Annotated in this window: 14 protein-coding genes and 1 pseudogene; 6 read left to right on the forward strand and 9 right to left on the reverse strand. The window is 74.1% G+C overall.

Annotated elements, in window-relative coordinates; translation table 11 throughout:
• The first annotated feature begins 180 nt into the window (after positions 1-180).
• A complete protein-coding gene (locus HUT10_RS20515) occupies positions 181-2,760 on the forward strand; it encodes a CHAT domain-containing protein (RefSeq protein ID WP_176172706.1) in 2,580 nt (859 codons plus the stop codon).
• Here the strand turns inward: HUT10_RS20515 and HUT10_RS20520 are convergent.
• A pseudogene (locus HUT10_RS20520) lies at positions 2,745-3,916 on the reverse strand (epoxide hydrolase). The gene HUT10_RS20515 and the pseudogene HUT10_RS20520 sit on opposite strands and share 16 nt — an antisense overlap.
• 82 nt (positions 3,917-3,998) lie before the next feature.
• On the opposite strand from HUT10_RS20520, the gene HUT10_RS20525 reads away from it, so the two are divergent.
• On the forward strand, positions 3,999-4,562 hold the full coding sequence (locus HUT10_RS20525; protein WP_176172707.1) for an ABATE domain-containing protein: 564 nt from the start codon (positions 3,999-4,001) through the stop codon (positions 4,560-4,562).
• A 112-nt stretch (positions 4,563-4,674) separates the two neighbouring features.
• Positions 4,675-5,481 carry a lipase gene (locus HUT10_RS20530; protein ID WP_254896959.1) on the forward strand — a complete coding sequence of 269 codons (807 nt, stop codon included), beginning with the start codon at positions 4,675-4,677 and terminating at the stop codon, positions 5,479-5,481.
• Here HUT10_RS20530 and HUT10_RS20535 read toward each other — a convergent pair.
• The 4 genes from HUT10_RS20535 to folP all read right to left on the reverse strand — a co-directional run bounded on the left by HUT10_RS20535 (position 5,471) and on the right by folP (position 9,928).
• Positions 5,471-6,313: an ABC transporter permease gene (locus tag HUT10_RS20535; RefSeq protein WP_176172708.1), complete on the reverse strand. Its 843-nt coding sequence runs from the start codon at positions 6,311-6,313 to the stop codon at positions 5,471-5,473. The genes HUT10_RS20530 and HUT10_RS20535 overlap by 11 nt on opposite strands.
• Complete coding sequence (locus HUT10_RS20540) at positions 6,310-7,221, reverse strand: ABC transporter ATP-binding protein (protein ID WP_176172709.1); 912 nt, start codon at positions 7,219-7,221, stop codon at positions 6,310-6,312. Before HUT10_RS20540 ends, HUT10_RS20535 begins: the two co-directional genes overlap by 4 nt.
• A complete protein-coding gene (locus HUT10_RS20545) occupies positions 7,218-8,336 on the reverse strand; it encodes a hypothetical protein (protein ID WP_176172710.1) in 1,119 nt (372 codons plus the stop codon). The genes HUT10_RS20540 and HUT10_RS20545 overlap by 4 nt, the downstream gene beginning before the upstream one ends.
• A gap of 695 nt (positions 8,337-9,031) precedes the next feature.
• Positions 9,032-9,928: a dihydropteroate synthase gene (gene folP, locus HUT10_RS20550; protein WP_176172711.1), complete on the reverse strand. Its 897-nt coding sequence runs from the start codon at positions 9,926-9,928 to the stop codon at positions 9,032-9,034.
• A 98-nt stretch (positions 9,929-10,026) separates the two neighbouring features.
• Here folP and HUT10_RS20555 point away from each other — a divergent pair, with 98 nt between their 5' ends.
• Entirely contained in the window at positions 10,027-10,674 is a 648-nt protein-coding gene (locus HUT10_RS20555; protein ID WP_176172712.1) for a rhomboid family intramembrane serine protease, read from the forward strand.
• On the opposite strand, the gene HUT10_RS20560 is transcribed toward HUT10_RS20555, so the two are convergent.
• Together HUT10_RS20560 and HUT10_RS20565 are read right to left on the reverse strand one after the other, a co-directional pair.
• On the reverse strand, positions 10,667-11,170 hold the full coding sequence (locus HUT10_RS20560; protein ID WP_176172713.1) for a YceI family protein: 504 nt from the start codon (positions 11,168-11,170) through the stop codon (positions 10,667-10,669). The genes HUT10_RS20555 and HUT10_RS20560 overlap by 8 nt on opposite strands.
• A complete protein-coding gene (locus HUT10_RS20565) occupies positions 11,167-11,724 on the reverse strand; it encodes a hypothetical protein (RefSeq protein WP_176172714.1) in 558 nt (185 codons plus the stop codon). The genes HUT10_RS20560 and HUT10_RS20565 overlap by 4 nt, the downstream gene beginning before the upstream one ends.
• Before the next feature lie 121 nt (positions 11,725-11,845).
• Between HUT10_RS20565 and HUT10_RS20570 the strand changes: the two genes are divergently transcribed.
• Positions 11,846-14,614, forward strand: a complete 2,769-nt coding sequence (locus HUT10_RS20570; protein ID WP_176172715.1) for an AAA family ATPase — start codon at positions 11,846-11,848, stop codon at positions 14,612-14,614.
• Here the strand turns inward: HUT10_RS20570 and HUT10_RS20575 are convergent.
• Entirely contained in the window at positions 14,580-15,359 is a 780-nt protein-coding gene (locus HUT10_RS20575) for an alpha/beta fold hydrolase (protein ID WP_176172716.1), read from the reverse strand. The genes HUT10_RS20570 and HUT10_RS20575 overlap by 35 nt on opposite strands.
• Before the next feature lie 136 nt (positions 15,360-15,495).
• On the opposite strand from HUT10_RS20575, the gene HUT10_RS20580 reads away from it, so the two are divergent.
• Positions 15,496-16,272, forward strand: coding sequence for a serine protease (locus tag HUT10_RS20580; RefSeq protein ID WP_176172717.1), 777 nt, complete (start codon positions 15,496-15,498; stop codon positions 16,270-16,272).
• A gap of 126 nt (positions 16,273-16,398) precedes the next feature.
• On the opposite strand, the gene HUT10_RS20585 is transcribed toward HUT10_RS20580, so the two are convergent.
• Positions 16,399-17,076, reverse strand: a complete 678-nt coding sequence (locus HUT10_RS20585) for a DUF11 domain-containing protein (protein WP_254896960.1) — start codon at positions 17,074-17,076, stop codon at positions 16,399-16,401.
• Positions 17,077-17,091 lie beyond the last annotated feature (15 nt).

Consider the following 17,091-nt stretch of genomic DNA (forward strand, 5'->3'; position numbering starts at 1 on the left):
TCCCCCTCCGGGACCGGTCATGGGTGAACGGGTCGGTGACCCGATCCGCGAACCCCTCCATCTGATACTGCGTCGACGGGTATCGATCCGGCCACAGCCACGGCCGGGTGATTTGGCGAAGACGGTTCCGTGCCGCGTGGGGGCCGGCCTGCTTTCGGCCGGATCGGACGGGCACAAGCCGTGACCGGGCCGCTGGCCAAGGCCGTCGCGGCCGCCGATCTCGCCTTCACCGCACCCGCCAAGGCGCGGGCGCTGGCCGGGGCCGCGCTCGCCGAAGCCGACGGCCACGCCGAGGCCGCCGCCGTCGCCGAGCACGCGCTCGGCATCGCCGGCGTGGCCACCGGGCGGCTCGCCGAAGCCGAAACCCGGCTGCGCACCGCGGTCCGGCTGGCCGGCGGTGCCGGGCTGCGCGAACGGGCCGCCCAGACCCGCGGGGTGCTCGGTTACGTGCTGACGCTGACCGGCCGCACCGCCGAAGCCCTGCGCGAGCTGGACCTCGCGATGCCGGAGCTGACCGGGACGGCGGCGGCGCGGCTGCGCATGCAGCGGGCCGTCGTGCTCACCGAAATCAGCCGGTTCGGTGCCGCCGCCGCCGAGTTCGCGGCCGCGCTCGACACGCTGCGGGCGGCCGGCGGCGACGACCTGGTCGAGGCCACCATCCGCACCAACCGCAGCATCGTGCTGGCCCGGCTCGGCGACTGGCGGGGCGCCGAGGAGGACCTGCGCCGCGCCGAACTCGGCTTCGCCGCGACCGGCCACATCGGACGGACCGCGATGGTGTGGCAGAACCGCGGGCTCGCCGCCACCGTCCGCGGGGACGTCCCGGCCGCGCTCGCCGCGTACGACGAAGCCGCGTCGCGCTACGAAGAGGCCGGGACCGACCAGGGCCTGCTCCCGATCGAACGCGCCGAAACGCTGCTGTCCGTCCGCCTGATCGCCGAAGCACGCGAAGCCGCGACGGCCGCCGTCGCCGACTACGAACGCCGGCGCAACGCCGTCGACCTCGTACAGGCGCGGCTGCTGCTCGCGAAGGTCGCGCTCCTGGACGGCGACCCGGAAACGGCGTTGCGCGAAGCCTCGCTGGCGCAGCGGTCCGCGGCGCGCCAGCACCGGCCGGGCTGGGCCGCGCTCGGCGGCTACCTGGCCCTGCGGGCCCGTCGCGACAGCGGGCTCCGCACGACGGCGATGCTCCGCTCCGGGCAGCGCACGGTGGCGGCGCTGACCGACGCGGGCTGGGTGGTCCCGGCACTGGACGCCCGGCTGATCGTCGCGGCGCTGGCGCTCGAACTGGGCCGTCCGGCGATCGCGGCCGCGGAGCTGACGGTCGTCGGCCGGGCCGGGCGCGGCGGCCCGGCCGAGCTGAGGGCCCGCGCCTGGCACGCGACGGCGTTGCTGCGGCTGGTCGACGGCGACCGCCGGGGCGCGGGTGCCGCGGTGCGCGCCGGGGTCCGGGTGATCGGCCGGTTCCGGGCCGGGCTGGGCGCGAGCGAGCTGCGCGCCCACGCGTCCGGCCACGCGAGCGAGCTGACCGAGCTGGGGCTGCGGCTCGCCGTCGAAGCGGGCCACCCGGACGCCGTGCTGCGGTGGGCGGAACACCGGCACGCCGGTGCGCTGCGGCTGCGGCCCGCGCGGCCGCCGGACGACGAGGGCCTGGCCGCGGACCTCGCGGCGTTGCGCCAGACCGCCGTCGACCTCGCCGCCGACCCCGGCCAGGCGCCGGCCCTGCTGCGCCGGCAGGCCAGGCTGGAGAAGGCGGTGCGTGACCGCGCCCGGCACGCCCCCGGACTATCCACTGAGGACTCACACCTCCCTTCGCGCGCCGAGCTCGCCGCGGCACTGGGCCCGGCCACACTGGTGGAGTACCTCGAACTGGACGGGCGGCTGACGGCCCTCGTCCTCGGCGGCGGCCGGCTGCGGCGGTGCGCGCTGGGCCCGGTGGCCGAAGCCGCAGAACGCCTGGACGAGCTGCGGTTCGCCCTGCGGCGGTCGGCGTTCGGGCTCGGTTCGTTCGCCGGGCTCGCCGCGCGGACCGCCCGCCGCCTCGACGACCTGCTGCTCGCCCCGCTCGCCCTCGGCGACGGCCCGCTGGTGATCGTGCCGACCGGGCGGCTGCACGAGCTGCCGTGGCCGGCGCTGCCGGGCTGCCACGGACGTCCGGTGTCACTGGCGCCGTCGGCGGCGCTGTGGCACCGCGCGGCGACCGCACCGGGCGGGGGCGGCGGCGACCACGTCGTCGTGGCCGGTCCCGGGCTCCCGCACGCCGCCTCGGAAGCCGCCGCGCTGGCCCGCCGCTACCCCGGAGCCCGGCGGTTCACCGGCCGGAACGCGCGGGTCGAGCCGGTGCTCGCCGCGCTCGACGGCGCCGCGCTCGGCCACCTCGCCGCGCACGGGGTGTTCCGCACGGACAACCCGCTGTTCTCGGCGCTGCGGCTCGCCGACGGTCCCCTGACGGTGTACGACCTGGAACGGCTGGCCCGCCCGCCGCGCCAGGTGGTGCTGTCGGGCTGCGACTCGGGCCGCTCGGCGATCCACGCGGGCGACGAGCTGCTGGGCCTGGCCTCGGCCCTGCTGGCACTGGGCACGACGAGCCTGGTGGCCACGGTCCTGCCGATCCCGGACGACGCCGGCCGCGCGCTGATGGTCCGCCACCACCGCCACCTGGCATCGGGCCTGACCCCGGCCGCGGCACTGGCCCGCGCCCAGGCCGAGCTCCCGGACTCCCCGGCCGCGTTCAGCTACGTCTGTTACGGCGCCGGCTGAGCGGCCAGCACGGCCGCGAGTCCCTCCCGCAAGTCCTCGACGAAGTACCCCGGCACCTCCAGCGACGGGAAGTGTCCCCCGGCCTCGGGCGCCCGCCACCGGACGATCTGCCGGTACCGCTCCTGCGCCAACGGCCGCGGGCACTTCTCGATGTCGCGGGGTACATGGTGATCGCGGCCGGGACGTCGACCCGCAGGTCCGGGTCCAGTGCATTGTGGCTCTCGTAGTAGATCCGGGCCGCCGAGGCGCCGCTGCGGGTCAGCCAGTACAGGGTGACGTCGTCCAGGACGCGGTCGCGAGAGATCGTTTCGAACGGGCTGTCGGCGGTGTCCGACCACTCGGCGAACTTGTCGAGGATCCAGGCGAGCAGCCCGGCCGGGGAGTCGAGGAGCGCGTAGCCGATGGTCTGCGGCCGGGTCGCCTGCTGCTTCGCGTACGCCGCGCGGTGGCGCCAGAAGTGGTGGGTTTCCTCCGCCCACCGGCGTTCGGTCGCGGTCAGCCCGTCCGTGGCCGCCCCGGGCAGACCCGCCGCGAACGTCGAATGGATGCCGAGCACGTGCTCCGGGAACCGGCCGCCGAGGACCGTGGTGATGTTGCCGCCCCAATCGCCGCCGTGGGCGGCGAACCGGTCGTAGCCGAGCCTGCCCATCAGCTCCACCCAGGCGGCCGCGATCTTCTCCGTGCCCCAGCCGGTGGTGGCGGGCTTGTCGCTGTACCCGAATCCCGGCAGCGAGGGCACCACGACGTGGAACGCCGGTGCGCCGGCGTCCGCCGGGTCGGCCAGCTCGTCGACCACGTCGACGAACTCGGCGACGCTGCCCGGCCAGCCGTGCGTGAGGACCAGCGGCGTGGCGTCCGGCCGCGGGGACCGGCGGTGCAGGAAGTGGATGCCCAGGCCGTCGATGGTCGTGCGGAACTGGCCGATCCGGTCGAGCCGCGCTTCGAACGCCCGCCAGTCGTAGCCGGTGCGCCAGTACTCCAGCAGGTCGGTGAGGTCGGCGAGCGGGACGCCCTGGTCCCACCGGCCGCGCCCGGTGCCGCGGACCGTTTCGGCTTCCGGCAGCCGCGCCGCGGCCAGCCGCGCCCGGAGTTCGCCGAGGTCGGCGTCGGTGGCGTGGGCTTCGAACCGCTGCACGTCGCTGGTGAGACAGGGCATGGGACCTCCTCGTCGTCGCTGAACCGGCTAAGACGGTTCTAACACGACCCCGCCCCGTCGAGCAACCGGCTAAGCTGGTTCCATGCGCGCTGTGTTCCCCGACTTCCGCCTCGGCACCGAGCTGGCGACCAGCTTCACGGCGACGCTGACCGAGCGGTGCGGCGACGCCGTCGAGCGCATCCCCACGCCGCAGCGCCTCGCCGACTGGCTGGCGGTCAGCGGCCTCGCGGTGGACTCCTGCACCGCCGCGCAGCTCGACCTCGCCCGGGAACTGCGGGAGTCGATCCACGCCGCCGCCACCGCGGCCGCCCGCCGGGAACCTCTTCCGGCGACGGCGGTCCGGATCATCAACGACCGCAGCCTCGCCGGGCGGGCGTCGGCCGTCCTGACCCCCGACGGCAAGCGGGCGTGGCGGCTCGGCCCGGACTCCCCCGTCGAGGACGCCCTCGGCGTGATCGCCGCCGACGCCATCGCGATCCTCTCCGGCGAACGCGACGGCAAACTCGCCCTCTGCGCCTCCCCGACCTGCCAGGCCGCGTTCTTCGACACCAGCCAGAGCCGCACCCGCCGCTGGTGCGACATGAACACGTGCGGCAACCGCCAGAAGAAGGCCCGCTTCAACGCCAAGCAACGCACCCAGCAGTAACCCGCCCGCAATCACGCGAGATCCGGGCTCGCTCACGCGGATCCCGCCGCCGATCACGCGAGATCCGGCTTCCAGCACGCCCACCGAACGCGACCCGGGTCATCATGGAACCGTGCGGATCACGGCTTGGTGGAGCGGGCTCAGCCCGCGGCGGCGGCTGATGCTGAGCAGCGTCGCCGGTGCGGTGGTGGCCGTGGTCGTCGCGACCGTCCTCGCCACCTCCGGCGCGAAAGCCGCTCCCGAAGCCGGGACGCCGGACCAGAACAAGCCCGGTCCCGTCCTGCTCGTCCCCGGCTACGGCGGCGGCCGGGGCGCCCTGGAAGTCCTCGCCGAGCGGATCCGGCAGGCCACCGGCCGGTCCGCCGAGGTGCTCACCCTGGCCGGCGACGGCACCGGTGACCTCGGCGAACAGGCCGCCGTCCTCGCCGAAGCCGTCGAGAAGGCGTACGAACAAGGCGCACGCTCGGTCGACGTCGTCGGCTACTCGGCAGGCGGGGTCGTCGCGCGGCTGTGGGTCGGCCGGGAAGGCGGCGCGCACCAGGCCCGGCGGGTCGTCACGCTCGGCGCGCCGATGCACGGCACCGGCCTGGCCACGGCGGGCGGCGCGCTGGTCCCCGGCGGCTGTCCCACCGCGTGCGTCCAGCTCGCCTCGGGCAGCAGCCTCCTGCAGGAGCTGGCCAAGCAGCCGCTCCCGCCGGGACTGCCGTGGCTGTCGCTCTGGACCGAACGCGACGAGACGGTGACGCCGCCGGACTCGGCCCGCGTCGAGGGCGCGGTCAACGTCGCGCTGCAGGAGGTCTGCCCCGGCAACGCGGCCGGCCACGGCGACCTGCCCACCGACCCCGCCGTCACCGAGATCGTCCTGCAGGCCTTGGGCACCGCCCCGCTCGAAGCGCCGGCGGAGTGCCTCAGCTCGTGACGTCCTTGGTCGCGAAGTTCGCCCACGCGGCCCCGAAGAACACCACGATGTAGCCGGCCTGCAGCAGCAGGCCGTGGTCGATGTTGCGCCACAGCACGGGATCGCGGAAGAAGTCGATCCAGGCCAGCCAGTAGTGCGTCGGCAGGAAGGGCCGCACGGACGCGGCCGCGTCCAGGGTCTCCAGCACCGTGCTGGTGATGAGCACCGCCAGCCCGCCCAGCGCGGCCCCCAGCGCCGAGTCGGACACCGTCGAGAGGAAGACGGTGATCGCCGCGAACCCGAGCATCGACACGACGATGTAGGACACCGCGCCCAGCAGCCGCAGGCCCAGCGCGGACGAGCTGAGCGACTGCCCCGAAAGCGACGTCACGCCGGCCGGCTGCCCGCCCGGACCCGCGACGCCGGGGTTGCCGCCGGTGCCGAACAGGATCACCCCGAGCACCAGCGACGTGAGCACGACGATGACGATCGCGGCGGTGACGTACACGGCCAGCGCCACCATCTTGGCGCCGAGCAACCGGGTGCGGCCGGCCGGCCGCACCAGCAGGTAACGCAGGGTGCCGGTGGCGGCTTCGCCGGCGATCGCGTCGCCGGCGGTGACGGCGACCGCGATCGGCAGGAACAGCGGCAGCACCAGGGCGAGCGCGGCGGCCGGGAACAACGCGCCGTCGGAGACGACCGCCGAAAGGAACGCCCCGCCCTGCCCCGGCGGCGGCGCGAAGTCGGCCGTGGCCAGGAAGACGCCGACGATCGCGGGCAGCAGGCACAGCAGCAGCACGCTGAACCAGACCCGCGGCCGCAGCGCGAGCTTCCGTAGTTCGACGCCGATCATCCGGCGGCTCCGAACCGGTCCGAGCCCGGGCCCGTCACGTCGAGGACGACCTGTTCCAGCGTCCGCTGCTCGGCGTGGATCGACGTCACCCGCACCCCCGCTTCGACGAGCAGCGCATTCAGCGCCGCGGGGTCGCCGTGCCGGATGACCAGCCGGTCGCCGTCGCGGGCTTCGAGCTGCCCGTCGAGCACCGCGGCCGCCTCGGCCGGGTCCGGCGTGCCGACCAGGATCCGGCCGGTGGCCGCCCGCAGCGTGGCCAGGTCCTCCTGCAGCACGAGCCGGCCGCGGTCGACGACGCCGACGCGCGTGCACAGCTGTTCCACCTCGGCCAGCAGGTGGCTGGACAAGAAGACCGTGGTGCCGCCCGCGTTCAGCTCGACCAGCAGCTCGCGGATCTCCTTGATGCCCTGCGGGTCGAGGCCGTTGGTCGGCTCGTCGAGGACCAGCAGCCGCGGCCGCCGCAGCAGCGCACCGGCGAGCCCGAGCCGTTGCCGCATGCCGAGCGAGTACGCCTTGACCGGCCGCTGGTCGACCCCGCCCAGCCCGACCTGGTCGAGGGCTTCGTCGATCCGACGACGGCGCGTCCGCCGCCCACCCCCGCGCCCGGCGGCGTCGAGCAGCGCCAGGTTCCGGCGCCCGGACAGGTGCGGGTACGCGGCCGGGCCCTCGACGAGCGCGCCGACTTCGGGCAGCACCTCGGCGACCCGCTTCGGCACCGCTTTCCCGAGCACCTCGATCTCCCCGGAAGTGGCGTAGACCAGCCCGAGCAGCATCCGGACGAGCGTGGTCTTGCCCGAGCCGTTGGGGCCGAGAAAGCCGTAGCGGTCGCCTTCCCGGACATCGAGGTCGACGGCGTCGACGGCGACCGTGCGGCCGTAGCGCTTGGTCAGCGCACGCGTGACGATCACGGGCCGCTCCGGCGCAGCCGCGACAGCTCATCGGCCACGGACTTCAGCACGGCGGGCGTCACGGTCCCGGCCAGCAGGTAGGACCGGCGGGACACCGAAGACCGCACGATGCCCAGCGAAAGAGGCGTGATCGACAGCTGGACAACGCTCCCCGCGGCCAGCTTGACCTGCGCCCCACCGGCCTTCCCGGCGGCATCGCCCGCAGCGTTCGCCACCGTCCGGGGAACGGCGATCACGGCAAAGGCGGCCAACCCCCGGCCGTAGAGAGCGGCGCCCTGCACACCCCCGAAGTTCTCCGAAACCACGGGCCGCCCACCGAGCGAAGAGGGCAGCGGAACCTGGCTGAAGGCCCCGAGCGTGTCGGCGACGTCGGGAGCACTGGTGACGTTGAACCCGGACCCGAGAGCAGGCCGCGGCGCCTCCACGACCGGCATCGTCTGCTCGAGCTGCTGGAACTCGGTCACCAGGATCGGCGCCTGCTGCCCCCGGGCGGTGACTTCGACCCGCACCGCAACCCCGGTACCGGGATCCGCCCAGACATCAACACGGCCGATGGTGGTGTCCGGATCGGCGGGCACGAGCCGCACCCCGGACGCGGCGACACCGGCAACATTCCGCCCGGGCAGCGAGCTGACCGGATCCCCGGCGGCAGCCCGAAGAACCCGCCGGGCCAGCTCGGGCGGCAGCAGGTCCCCGGCCCGAGGCAGCCGAAGCCCGGGCTCGCCGATCAGCTCGGTGAGCGTGTTGTCGCCGTAGTCCCAGGTGTACTCCCCATCGGGCAACCGGTAGACATCGTGCTCACCGGCGGTCCCGAGAATGTCAACCCGATACCGATCAGGCCCGGCGTACCACGCACGCATCGGCGTCCGCATGGAGAAGAGGGCGGTGACGGCCCCGAGGTTCGGCAGCTCGGGGAGAGCGAGAGAGCCGGAGCTTTCGGCATAACCCTGGTACGGCTTGCCGGCGGAGGCCAGGACGAGATCGCGCAGCCGCTGCGGATCGACGGCGGCGCCAGCCGGGGCGAGGGCGGAGATCACGGAGGGAGCGGAGACGAGCACAACGGCAAGGGCGGCAACGACCGCCCACCGGCGCCGCATCCCGGGCCGCACCACCATCCGCCATCACCTCTTTCGTCCTTTGTACGCATGGTCATGGGTGGACAGCTAGGGGCGGAGGGGGCAAATCCCGTTCACGCTGAGGCCCGGCAGGTCACGCGGAGTCAGCCACGGCGGCAGCCCAAGCCGATCGCCAGGGTCGAATTCGTCGACAGGAACCGACAGTCGGACCCCACAACGCAAACCGTCGGCCGAACCCACGACGCGAACCGGCGGCCGAACGGACGGCGCGAACCGGCGGCCGGTAACGCAAGGCGACCACCCACCTCACCAGACCTCCCCCGCCCCTCATCCCTGCCGTCTGTTCAGCCGCCGGGTGGGTTTGTCAAGGCACGCTTTCCCGCCTTGACAAACCCACCCGGCGGCTGAAAATCCCACCGGAGGGGCGGGGGAGGTCGGACCCGCTCCCGAGCCGCGGCAGAGCGAAACCACGGCAGAAGAAGGAGCCGCGAAACCAGGTCTGCCGCGACACAGGAAGAAGCTGCGGCTCTAAAGAAAAAGCGTCCTCGCCGGACAGGCAGGCTCCGGGATGACCACAACTACCGCTCCCGGCCGCCGGTTCTGGAGTTGGGTCGCTGGGTGGTCATCCCGTCGCCTGATTGAGGCCTATCACTTTGAGCCGGGCCCGCAAGCTTGCGTAGTGACCCCACTTCGCGCTCTCGGTTGCGGGCCCGGCTCAAAGTGATTTGACGGCCTCAGGCGACGGGATGACCACCCAGCTGCTTTGCGTGGGTTGCTACCGCTTCCACCGCTTCTCTTGTTTCCCTCACGTTGTGTGCTCGGAACACCGCTGCTCCTGCCTTTGCCGCTATGGCCGTTGCCGCCAGGGTTCCCGGTAGGCGGTCCTTTGCCTCTACGTCCAGGGTTTCGCCGATCAGGTCCTTGTTCGACAGGGCCACCAGTACCGGCCAGCCCGTCTCCACCAGGCGGTCGAAGTGGCGTAGGAGCTCCAGGCCGTGGCGGGTGCTCTTGCCGAAGTCGAACGTCGGGTCGATCAAGATTCCTTCGGGTGGTACCCCGGCCGCCGCCGTGCGGGCAGCCGCCTCTGTCAGCTCCGCTGTCACCTCTGCGACTACGTCTTCATAGTGAGGCCAGAACGGTCTCTCCGGGGTCGGTGCCGGGTACGGGTCCGTGCGCAGCGGCATGCCTCCGACGTGGGAACACACGTATCCCGCTCCGAACTCCGCGGCCACCTCGACCAGCTTCGGGTCCGCTCCCGCCCACGTGTCGTTCAGCAGATCGGCTCCCGCTTCGCAGACCTGGCGCCCCACTTCGTGGCGCCACGTGTCCACGCTGATCACCAGCTGGGGGTGGCGGCGGCGGACCTCCGCCACGAACGGCACCACCCTGCGGCTCTCCTCGTCGACGTCGACGTCGGGGCCCTCGCCCGCCTTGACGCCGCCGATGTCCACGATGTCCGCGCCGGCCGCGACCGCTCGGTCCACCGCTTCGATGGCCGCCGTGTCGGCGAACGTAGCGCCCTTGTCGTAGAACGAGTCCGGTGTCCGGTTCACGATGGCCATGACCAGGGCGCGGTCGGCGGGCATACGGCGGCCGCGGAAGACCGTCCCCGGCCGGTTTGACGACGTCATGTCCCCCACCCTGCCAGGTCACGGCTGGGTCCGAAACGCTTCCCGGCGCGCCCGCGGCGGCTATTCTCGGGCGCGCGAACCGAACACGGGGGGACGAAATGAGCGAGGGACCGGCCCGCAGCGACGCCGAACTGATGATCGCCGAGGCCAAGAAGGCACTGTGGGCGATGGTCGCCCTGCTGGTGGTGATGTGGCTCGTGCAGATCGTCAACGCCGTCGAAGGCTACGACCTCAGCCGCGAGCTCGGCATCGAACCGCGGGACCCCTCGTCGCTGCCGGACATCCTGACCTCGCCGTTCATGCACGCCAGCTGGATGCACATCGAGGCCAACTCGGGACCGCTGTTCGTCTTCGGCTTCCTCGCCGCCTACCGCGGGGTGAAGAAGTGGCTCGGCGTGAGCCTGCTGATCATCGTCGCCAGCGGTCTCGGCGTCTGGTTCATCACGCCCTCCAACACCGTCACCGTCGGCGCCAGCGGCCTGCTCTTCGGCTACTTCGGCTACGTCATCGTGCGGGGACTGTTCGACCGGCACCCGATCGACATCGTGCTCGGGCTCGTGATGGCGTTGTGCTTCGCCTACACGTTCACCTCCCTGCTGCCCACCGACGAAGGGGTCAGCTGGCAGGGCCACCTGTTCGGCTTCGTGGGCGGCATCGTCGGCGGCTGGATCTTCCGCGACCGGCGGCCCAGGGTGGCCGCCGTCCCCGATCCGGCGACCGCCCTGCTGCCCAAGGACCTCAGCTAGGCGGCTCGAACTCCGCCTCGACGTCGATCCGCACGTACCGGCCGATCACCGCGCGCGGCACGCGCATGCCGAGCGGGGCCCGGTCCAGCGTCCCGGTCGCCCGCACGCGGGTGCCGGTGACCCGCTCGACGGTCAGCGTCAGCGGGCACGACGTCCCGCGCAGCCGCAGCTCGCCGGTCACTTCCCAGCCGTCGTCCTGCCGTCGCGCGCCGGTGGCGGTGAAGGTCATGACCGGCCGGGCGGCGCTGTCGAGCAGGTTCGGCTTGCGCAGGTCGAGGTCGCGGCGCTCGTTCTGCGTGTCGAGCGTCCCGAGGTCCAGCTCCGCGTGGACGGCGGTCACCGCGCCGTCGTGCACCTCGACGGTGCCGGTGCGGACGCCGATCGTGCCGCGGACGCGGTTGACGCCGAAGTTGCGGACCTCGAAGGCCGCCGTCGTGCGTCCACTGCGGACGGTCCAGGTGCCGGCGCGCAGCGCGGCCGCGGTGTGCGGGCTCATCGCGCACCTGCCGGGGCAGGCAGGGCGGCGTGCTGCACGCGGTGCAGGTCGACCCGGTCCGGGCCGGGCAGCAGCGCGGGGTCCTCGCCGGGCAGCAGCTCGGTGGCCATGATCGCCTGCTGGACGGCTTCGACCGTCGCCAGCGACGCGGTGAACCCGATGACGACCAGTGACCGGTTTTCGGCGAGCAGGGCGTAGGTCGTGCCGATGCCCTCGATGTCCCGGACGGCGGGCCAGATGCGCTCGCGGCCGGCGCGCTGCTCGGCGGCCGACTGCTCGGCGCCGCGCGGCCCGTCGAACCAGGTGACCTGGGCGTAGACGGCCGCGTCCGACGCCGACTGCACGTCGGCGACCCGGTAGACACCGGTGTCGAGCCAGGTGGTCCCGGCGGGCCGCCGGGCGGCGGCCTCCCCCGCCGCCACGGCGTCCGGCCAGAAGGTGACGACGGCGCCGGCCTGGCCGCCCAGCTGGGTGAGCGTGGCGGCGCCGAGGGCGCCCTCGGCGAGGTCGTGCGTCCCCAGCGGACTGCGGTACTGGTGGATGGTGGCGTGCATGAGATGCTCCTTTTCGCTGGTCACGGCGTTGGGAGTCACTCTCGCCGCGGCCGGCGTTCCGGACATCAGTGCCAGTACGGAGACCGGCGCGGAAACCGGGCACGGAGGGGATACTGCTCGGGTGACGCGCAGCGAGCCGTTCGTCGGGCGGGCCGGTGCCGTGGCCGACCTGCGCGCGTGGCTCGCGGCGGCGGACGGCGGCACCGGTGCGCTGGTGCTCGTCGGCGGCCCGGCCGGGATCGGCAAGACCCGGCTGGCCGAGGCGGTCACCGGCCCGGCCGCGGTCTGGGGCCGGTGCGTCGACGACCCCGGTGCCCCGCCGCTGTGGCCGTGGCGGCGGGTGCTGCGGGCGCTGCCGTCGGCGGACGCGGAGGTCGACCGGGCACTGGCCGACCTCGACGCCCGCGACGGCGCCGACCTGGTCGCGGCCCGCTTCCGGTTCGTCGCGGTGGCGGCCGACGCGCTGGTCGCGGCGGCCGAGCCGGCCGGACTGGTCGTCGTCCTCGAGGACGTCCACTGGGCCGACGACGCGTCGCTGCGCCTGCTGCGGCACCTGGCCGGGGAAATCCGCCGGTCACGGCTCGCCGTTGTGGCGACCTACCGGGACACCGGCGCGGCCGGCCCGCTCTTCGACGCCCTGCCCGAGCTGCTCGGGCGGCCGGGAACGGAGAGCCTGCGCCTGGCGCCGCTGACCGAGCCCGACGTCCGCGCCTACCTCGCCGAAGTCGGCCGGGCGGGCGTGGACGCCGTCGACGCGCTCCGGCGCTCGGGCGGGAACCCGCTCTACCTCAAGGCGGTCGCCCGGTCCTCGGCGACCGGCGGCGGCGAGGCCGAGCTGCACCACCTCGTCCGCACCACCGTGGCCGGGCTGGACGCCGGGACGCGGGAGCTGCTGGCGATCGCCTCGGTGCTCGGCGAGGAGGTCGACGCGCACGTCGTCGCCGAGGTCGCCGGACGGCCGGACGGCGAGGTCGTCGCGGCGCTCGACGGGGCGGTGCGCGCCGGCGTGCTGCGGCCCGCCGTCGCCGGCTCGCGGCGGTTCGCCCACGCCGTCGTGCGTGACGGCATCTACGCCGACCTCGACCAGGGCGTCCGCGAGGAGCTGCACGCCCGGACGGCGGCCGCGCTGGCGCACCGGGCCGAGCCGGGGGTGGTGGCCGGGCACTGGCTGCGGGCCGCGGCGACCCCGGACGCACTGGCCAGGGCCGCGGAGTGGGCCGAAGCGGCGGCCCGGGACGCCACCCGCTCGCTCGCCTTCACCGAAGCCGCCCGGTTCCTCGGCCTCGCGCTCGACTGCCGCCGCCGCGCGGGCACCCGCGAAGGGCTCGCCGCCCTGCTCGTCGACCTGGCCACCGCGGAGTACCGGGCGGGCCGGTTCGCCCGCAGTCTCGGCCACGCGCGCGAGGCCGCGGCGGCGACCTCCGACCCGGCGCTCGTCGCCGCGGCGGCGCTCGTCGTGCGGGACACCTCGGCGCCCGACCTGCTGCCGCAGCTGGCCGAGCTCGCGGCGGCCGCGCTGACGGCGATCGGGCCCGGCGCCGACCCGGCCGTCCGCGCGAAGCTGCTGGCCCAGTCGGCGGCCGTGACCGCCGACTACGGCCGGGCGACCGAAGCCGTCGGGACCGCCGACGAGGCACTGGCGCTGGCCGAGCGGTCCGGCGACCAGGAGGCAGTGCTCGACGCCGTCCGCGCCCGGATGAAGATCCGCCCGTTCGAGCTGCCGCTGCCCGAGCGGCTGCGGCTCGGCACGCTCGCCGTCGAGCTGGGCGGCACCGGACGGCCGCTGGTGGCGCTGTGGGGCCACAAGTGGCGGCTGGACGCGGCGTTCGAAGTCGGCACCGTCCCGGTCGTCGACGCCGAGCTGGCGGCGATCTCGGCGCTGGCCACGACCACCCGGCTGCCGCTCGTGCGCTGGCACGAGCTGCGGCTGCGGGCCTCGGTCGCGGCCTACCGCGGCGCGTTCGCCGAAGCCCGCGAGCACAACCGCCTGGCGCGGGAGCTCGCCGAAGCGGAGCTGGCCGAGGACCGGTCCGCGGTCGGGATGTCGTTCGCCTTCGCGCAGCAGCTGGCCGAGGCCGTCGGCGACCCGGCCGAGCTGCCCGACGGCTACGACGAGCTGCTGGCGATCGCCCCGCCGTTGCCCATCACGGTCATCTCGCGGCCGCTCTGCGCCCTGGTCACCGGCCGCCGCGACGAGGCGCGGGCGGCGTACGACGCCCTGCGGCCCCGCCTGCGCGACCCCGACTTCATCGGCCAGGCCCCGGGCATCGCGCCGAACCTCTTGCCGCTGCTGGAGGCGTTCGAGGACCTCGAAACGGCGGAGTGGCTCGCCAAGCGGCTGGCCGGGACGTCACCGGTCGGGTCGGGCGGGGCGGGCACGTTCTGCAGCGACTGCTCCAGCAGCTGGGCCGGCCGCCTGGCCGCGCTCCTCGGGCGGCACGCCGAAGCCGTGACGCTGTTCGAGGAGGCGATCGCCTGGGACACCCGGCTCGGCGCCCGGCCGTACGTCGTGCACAACCGCGTGCGGCTGGCGGCCGAGCTGGCCGGGCTCGGGGAGCAGGCCCGCGCGGAAACCCCGGCCCGGCAGGCCGCCGACGAAGCCCGGCGGCTCGGCATGCCCGGCTGGGTCCGCGACGCCACCGCGCTGCTGGACCGCATCCGCACCGACGCCGACCCGCTGACCGGCCGCGAACGGGAGATCGTCGCGCTGGTGGCCGACGCGCTGAGCAACCGCCAGATCGCCCACCGGCTGGTGCTGTCCGAACGCACGGTGGAAAGCCACGTCCGCAGCGTGCTGGCCAAGCTGGGCCTGGCGAACCGGACCGAAGTCGCGGCCTGGGCCCACCGCCGTGGCCTCAAGCCGGATCGAACGCGAACACCGCCTCGGTGAACTGGTCCGGGTCGAAGTCCATGGCCTGGTGGGCCTGGCCGCGCAGCGGCACGACGTCGGCGCCGGGAACCAGCTCCGCGACCGCGTGGACGGCCGATCGCAGGTAGGCCGGGCTTTCCGTGCCCGCGAACAGCCGGACCGGGACGGCGATCCCGGCGAGCCGCTCGTCGAACACCATGCGCTCGACGACGTCCAGCTCACGCGGGATCGTCGGGGCGGCGGCGACCCGGGCGGGCCAGACCGGCGTCGCGCGCATCGCTTCGATGGCTTCTTCCGGGAGCCGGAGGGCCTCCCGCAGGAAGATTTCGAGGATCTCCTCGGGGTTTTCCGCCGTCCGCATCCGGCTGCGCGCGTCCGGGCCCACGACGGCCCCGCCCGGCGCCGGCCGCGGCGGTTCGTAGGCCACCAGCCGCCGGACCGCCGTCGTGTGCCGGACGGCTTCCAGCGCGCACAGGGCGCCGTAGGAATGGGCGACGAGGTAGACGTCTCCCCCGGCGGCTTCGGCGACGGCGGCGATGTCCTCGCCCTCGCGCCGGAGGTCGTAGGCGGGTGCCTCGGCGCGGCTGAGGCCACGGCCACGCCGGTCGACGAGGTGCAGGCGGTAGCGGCGGGCGAGCCGGTCCTGCACCGCGGCCCAGCGCGTGTGGTCCGCGCCGGTGCCGTGGACGAGGACCAGCGGCGGGCCGTCGCCGAGGGTCTCGAAGCCGATGACCGTCCCGTCGGGCGAGGTGACCGATGCCGTCATGGTCCCGAGGCTAACTGCCGCCGTGCCCTCGGACCGCGCCTTCGGTGCTGCCTGTGCGGCGCTGTGCGGGCGCTATGAGGTCGCTGTGCATCCGGCCGCGCACACTGCGGAAGCGCCGCGGCTGTGGTGATCTGAAGTGGTGGCGATCGATCTTCCCCGCACCGCGCTGACGGCCGCGGCGGCGTTGCTGGTCATGGGGACCGGGCTGGTCCTCGGCACCGGCACGACCGCCGACGACGCCTACGCCGCGGGCGAGCCGGCCCCGGTCACCACCACTTCCGCCGCTCCCGTCACGCCTTCGGCCGCTCCCGCGGCTCCCGCGCCCGCCGCCGCTTCGGCGGTCGGGGCGCTGTTCGCGGGCGGCAGTCACTTCTGCTCGGCGAGCGTCGTGCACTCGGCGGCCGGCGACCTCGTGCTCACCGCCGCGCACTGCGTGCGGGACGGGATGAGCTTCGCCCCGGGCTACCACGACGGCGTCGCGCCGTTCGGCATGTGGACGGTGACCTCGGTGGCCGTCGCCGACGGCTGGAAATCCTCGGCGGACCCGGATCTGGATTTCGCGTTCCTGACCGTCGGGCAGACCGGAAACCCGGCTTCGCTGGAAAGCCTCACCGGCGCGAACGCGCTCGGCACGAACCGCGGTTTCGAGCACCGGATCACCCTCACGGGCTACCCCGACACGACCGATTCCCCGGTGGTTTGCGCCGGGAACACCACCCGTTCCGACACTTATCAGCTGCGCGTCGCCTGCCCCGGTTTCCCGGACGGAACCAGCGGCGGGCCGTGGGTGACCGGCGGCGAAGTCATCGGCGTGATCGGCGGTTACCAGCTCGGCGGCGACACCCCGGACGTTTCCTACAGCGCGTATTTCGACGACGACATCGCGAAGCTGTACGCGTCGGTCACGGCATAAGACGCGAAACCGGGCCCACGTCCCTGGCGGAGGACATGAGCCCGGTTCACCTCTCGGAACCTGTGACATCCGGGGCTTCGCCCCGGGCCGGGGGCTCCGCCACCCGGAACCCCCGAAAAGAACCTCTTAGCAGGTCACGATGAGCCCGGTGAGCGCCGAGCACGTCTTCGACGCGCTGTCGTTGGCGGGGTTGGGATCCGTCGGCGAGCTCGCCGTCCGCACCGCCGTCGTGGTGTACGAACCGAGCGCGAGCAGGCCGCCGTTGACCGAGAACTTCGGCGTCGCCGAAGCGCCGCTGGCCAGCGAAGCGACGTCACAGTTCACGGTCCGGGTGCCGGCGACGTGCGCGCAGCCGGTGCCGGAGGCGAACGACAGACCCGCGGGATACGTGGCCACCACCCGGGTTCCGGTCGCGGTGGCCGGACCGGTGTTCGTCACGGTGACGGTGTAGTCGATGCGCGCGTTCAGCCCGCCGCGCCCGGTGGCGCCCAGCGCGACCTTGACGTCGGCCTGCGTGGCCGGCTCGGCGACGGTGATCACGGGGCCGTCGAGCGTTTCGAAGGAGTAGTTGTCACCGACGAACTGGTGCTGCAGCGTGAACTGGCCGGGGGCCGCGGTGTCCTTGACGCGCAACGTCCACACCGTGGTCTTCGTGCCGCCCGCCTCGAGGTCGCCGAACGCGGCGCGGTAACTGCTGCCGGCCTGGAAACAGCCGACCGCCGTCGTGTTCGTGCAGGACACGATGTCGGCGACGTCGACGATGGCGGTCGGGGTGCCGTAAATGGCGCCCTTCGCGAAAGTCACCGTGAAATCGGTGGG

This window comes from Amycolatopsis sp. Hca4 (genome assembly GCF_013364075.1).
In the GTDB taxonomy this organism is placed as follows: Bacteria; Actinomycetota; Actinomycetes; order Mycobacteriales; family Pseudonocardiaceae; genus Amycolatopsis.

Coding starts and splice junctions, on each gene's coding strand:
- HUT10_RS20525 (WP_176172707.1), top strand. CDS start 3,999: ATGCGCGCTGTGTTCCCCGACTTCCGCCTCGGCACCGAGCTGGCGACC.
- HUT10_RS20535 (WP_176172708.1), bottom strand. CDS start 6,313: ATGATCGGCGTCGAACTACGGAAGCTCGCGCTGCGGCCGCGGGTCTGG.
- HUT10_RS20545 (WP_176172710.1), bottom strand. CDS start 8,336: ATGGTGGTGCGGCCCGGGATGCGGCGCCGGTGGGCGGTCGTTGCCGCC.
- folP (WP_176172711.1), bottom strand. CDS start 9,928: ATGACGTCGTCAAACCGGCCGGGGACGGTCTTCCGCGGCCGCCGTATG.
- HUT10_RS20555 (WP_176172712.1), top strand. CDS start 10,027: ATGAGCGAGGGACCGGCCCGCAGCGACGCCGAACTGATGATCGCCGAG.
- HUT10_RS20560 (WP_176172713.1), bottom strand. CDS start 11,170: ATGAGCCCGCACACCGCGGCCGCGCTGCGCGCCGGCACCTGGACCGTC.
- HUT10_RS20565 (WP_176172714.1), bottom strand. CDS start 11,724: ATGCACGCCACCATCCACCAGTACCGCAGTCCGCTGGGGACGCACGAC.
- HUT10_RS20575 (WP_176172716.1), bottom strand. CDS start 15,359: ATGACGGCATCGGTCACCTCGCCCGACGGGACGGTCATCGGCTTCGAG.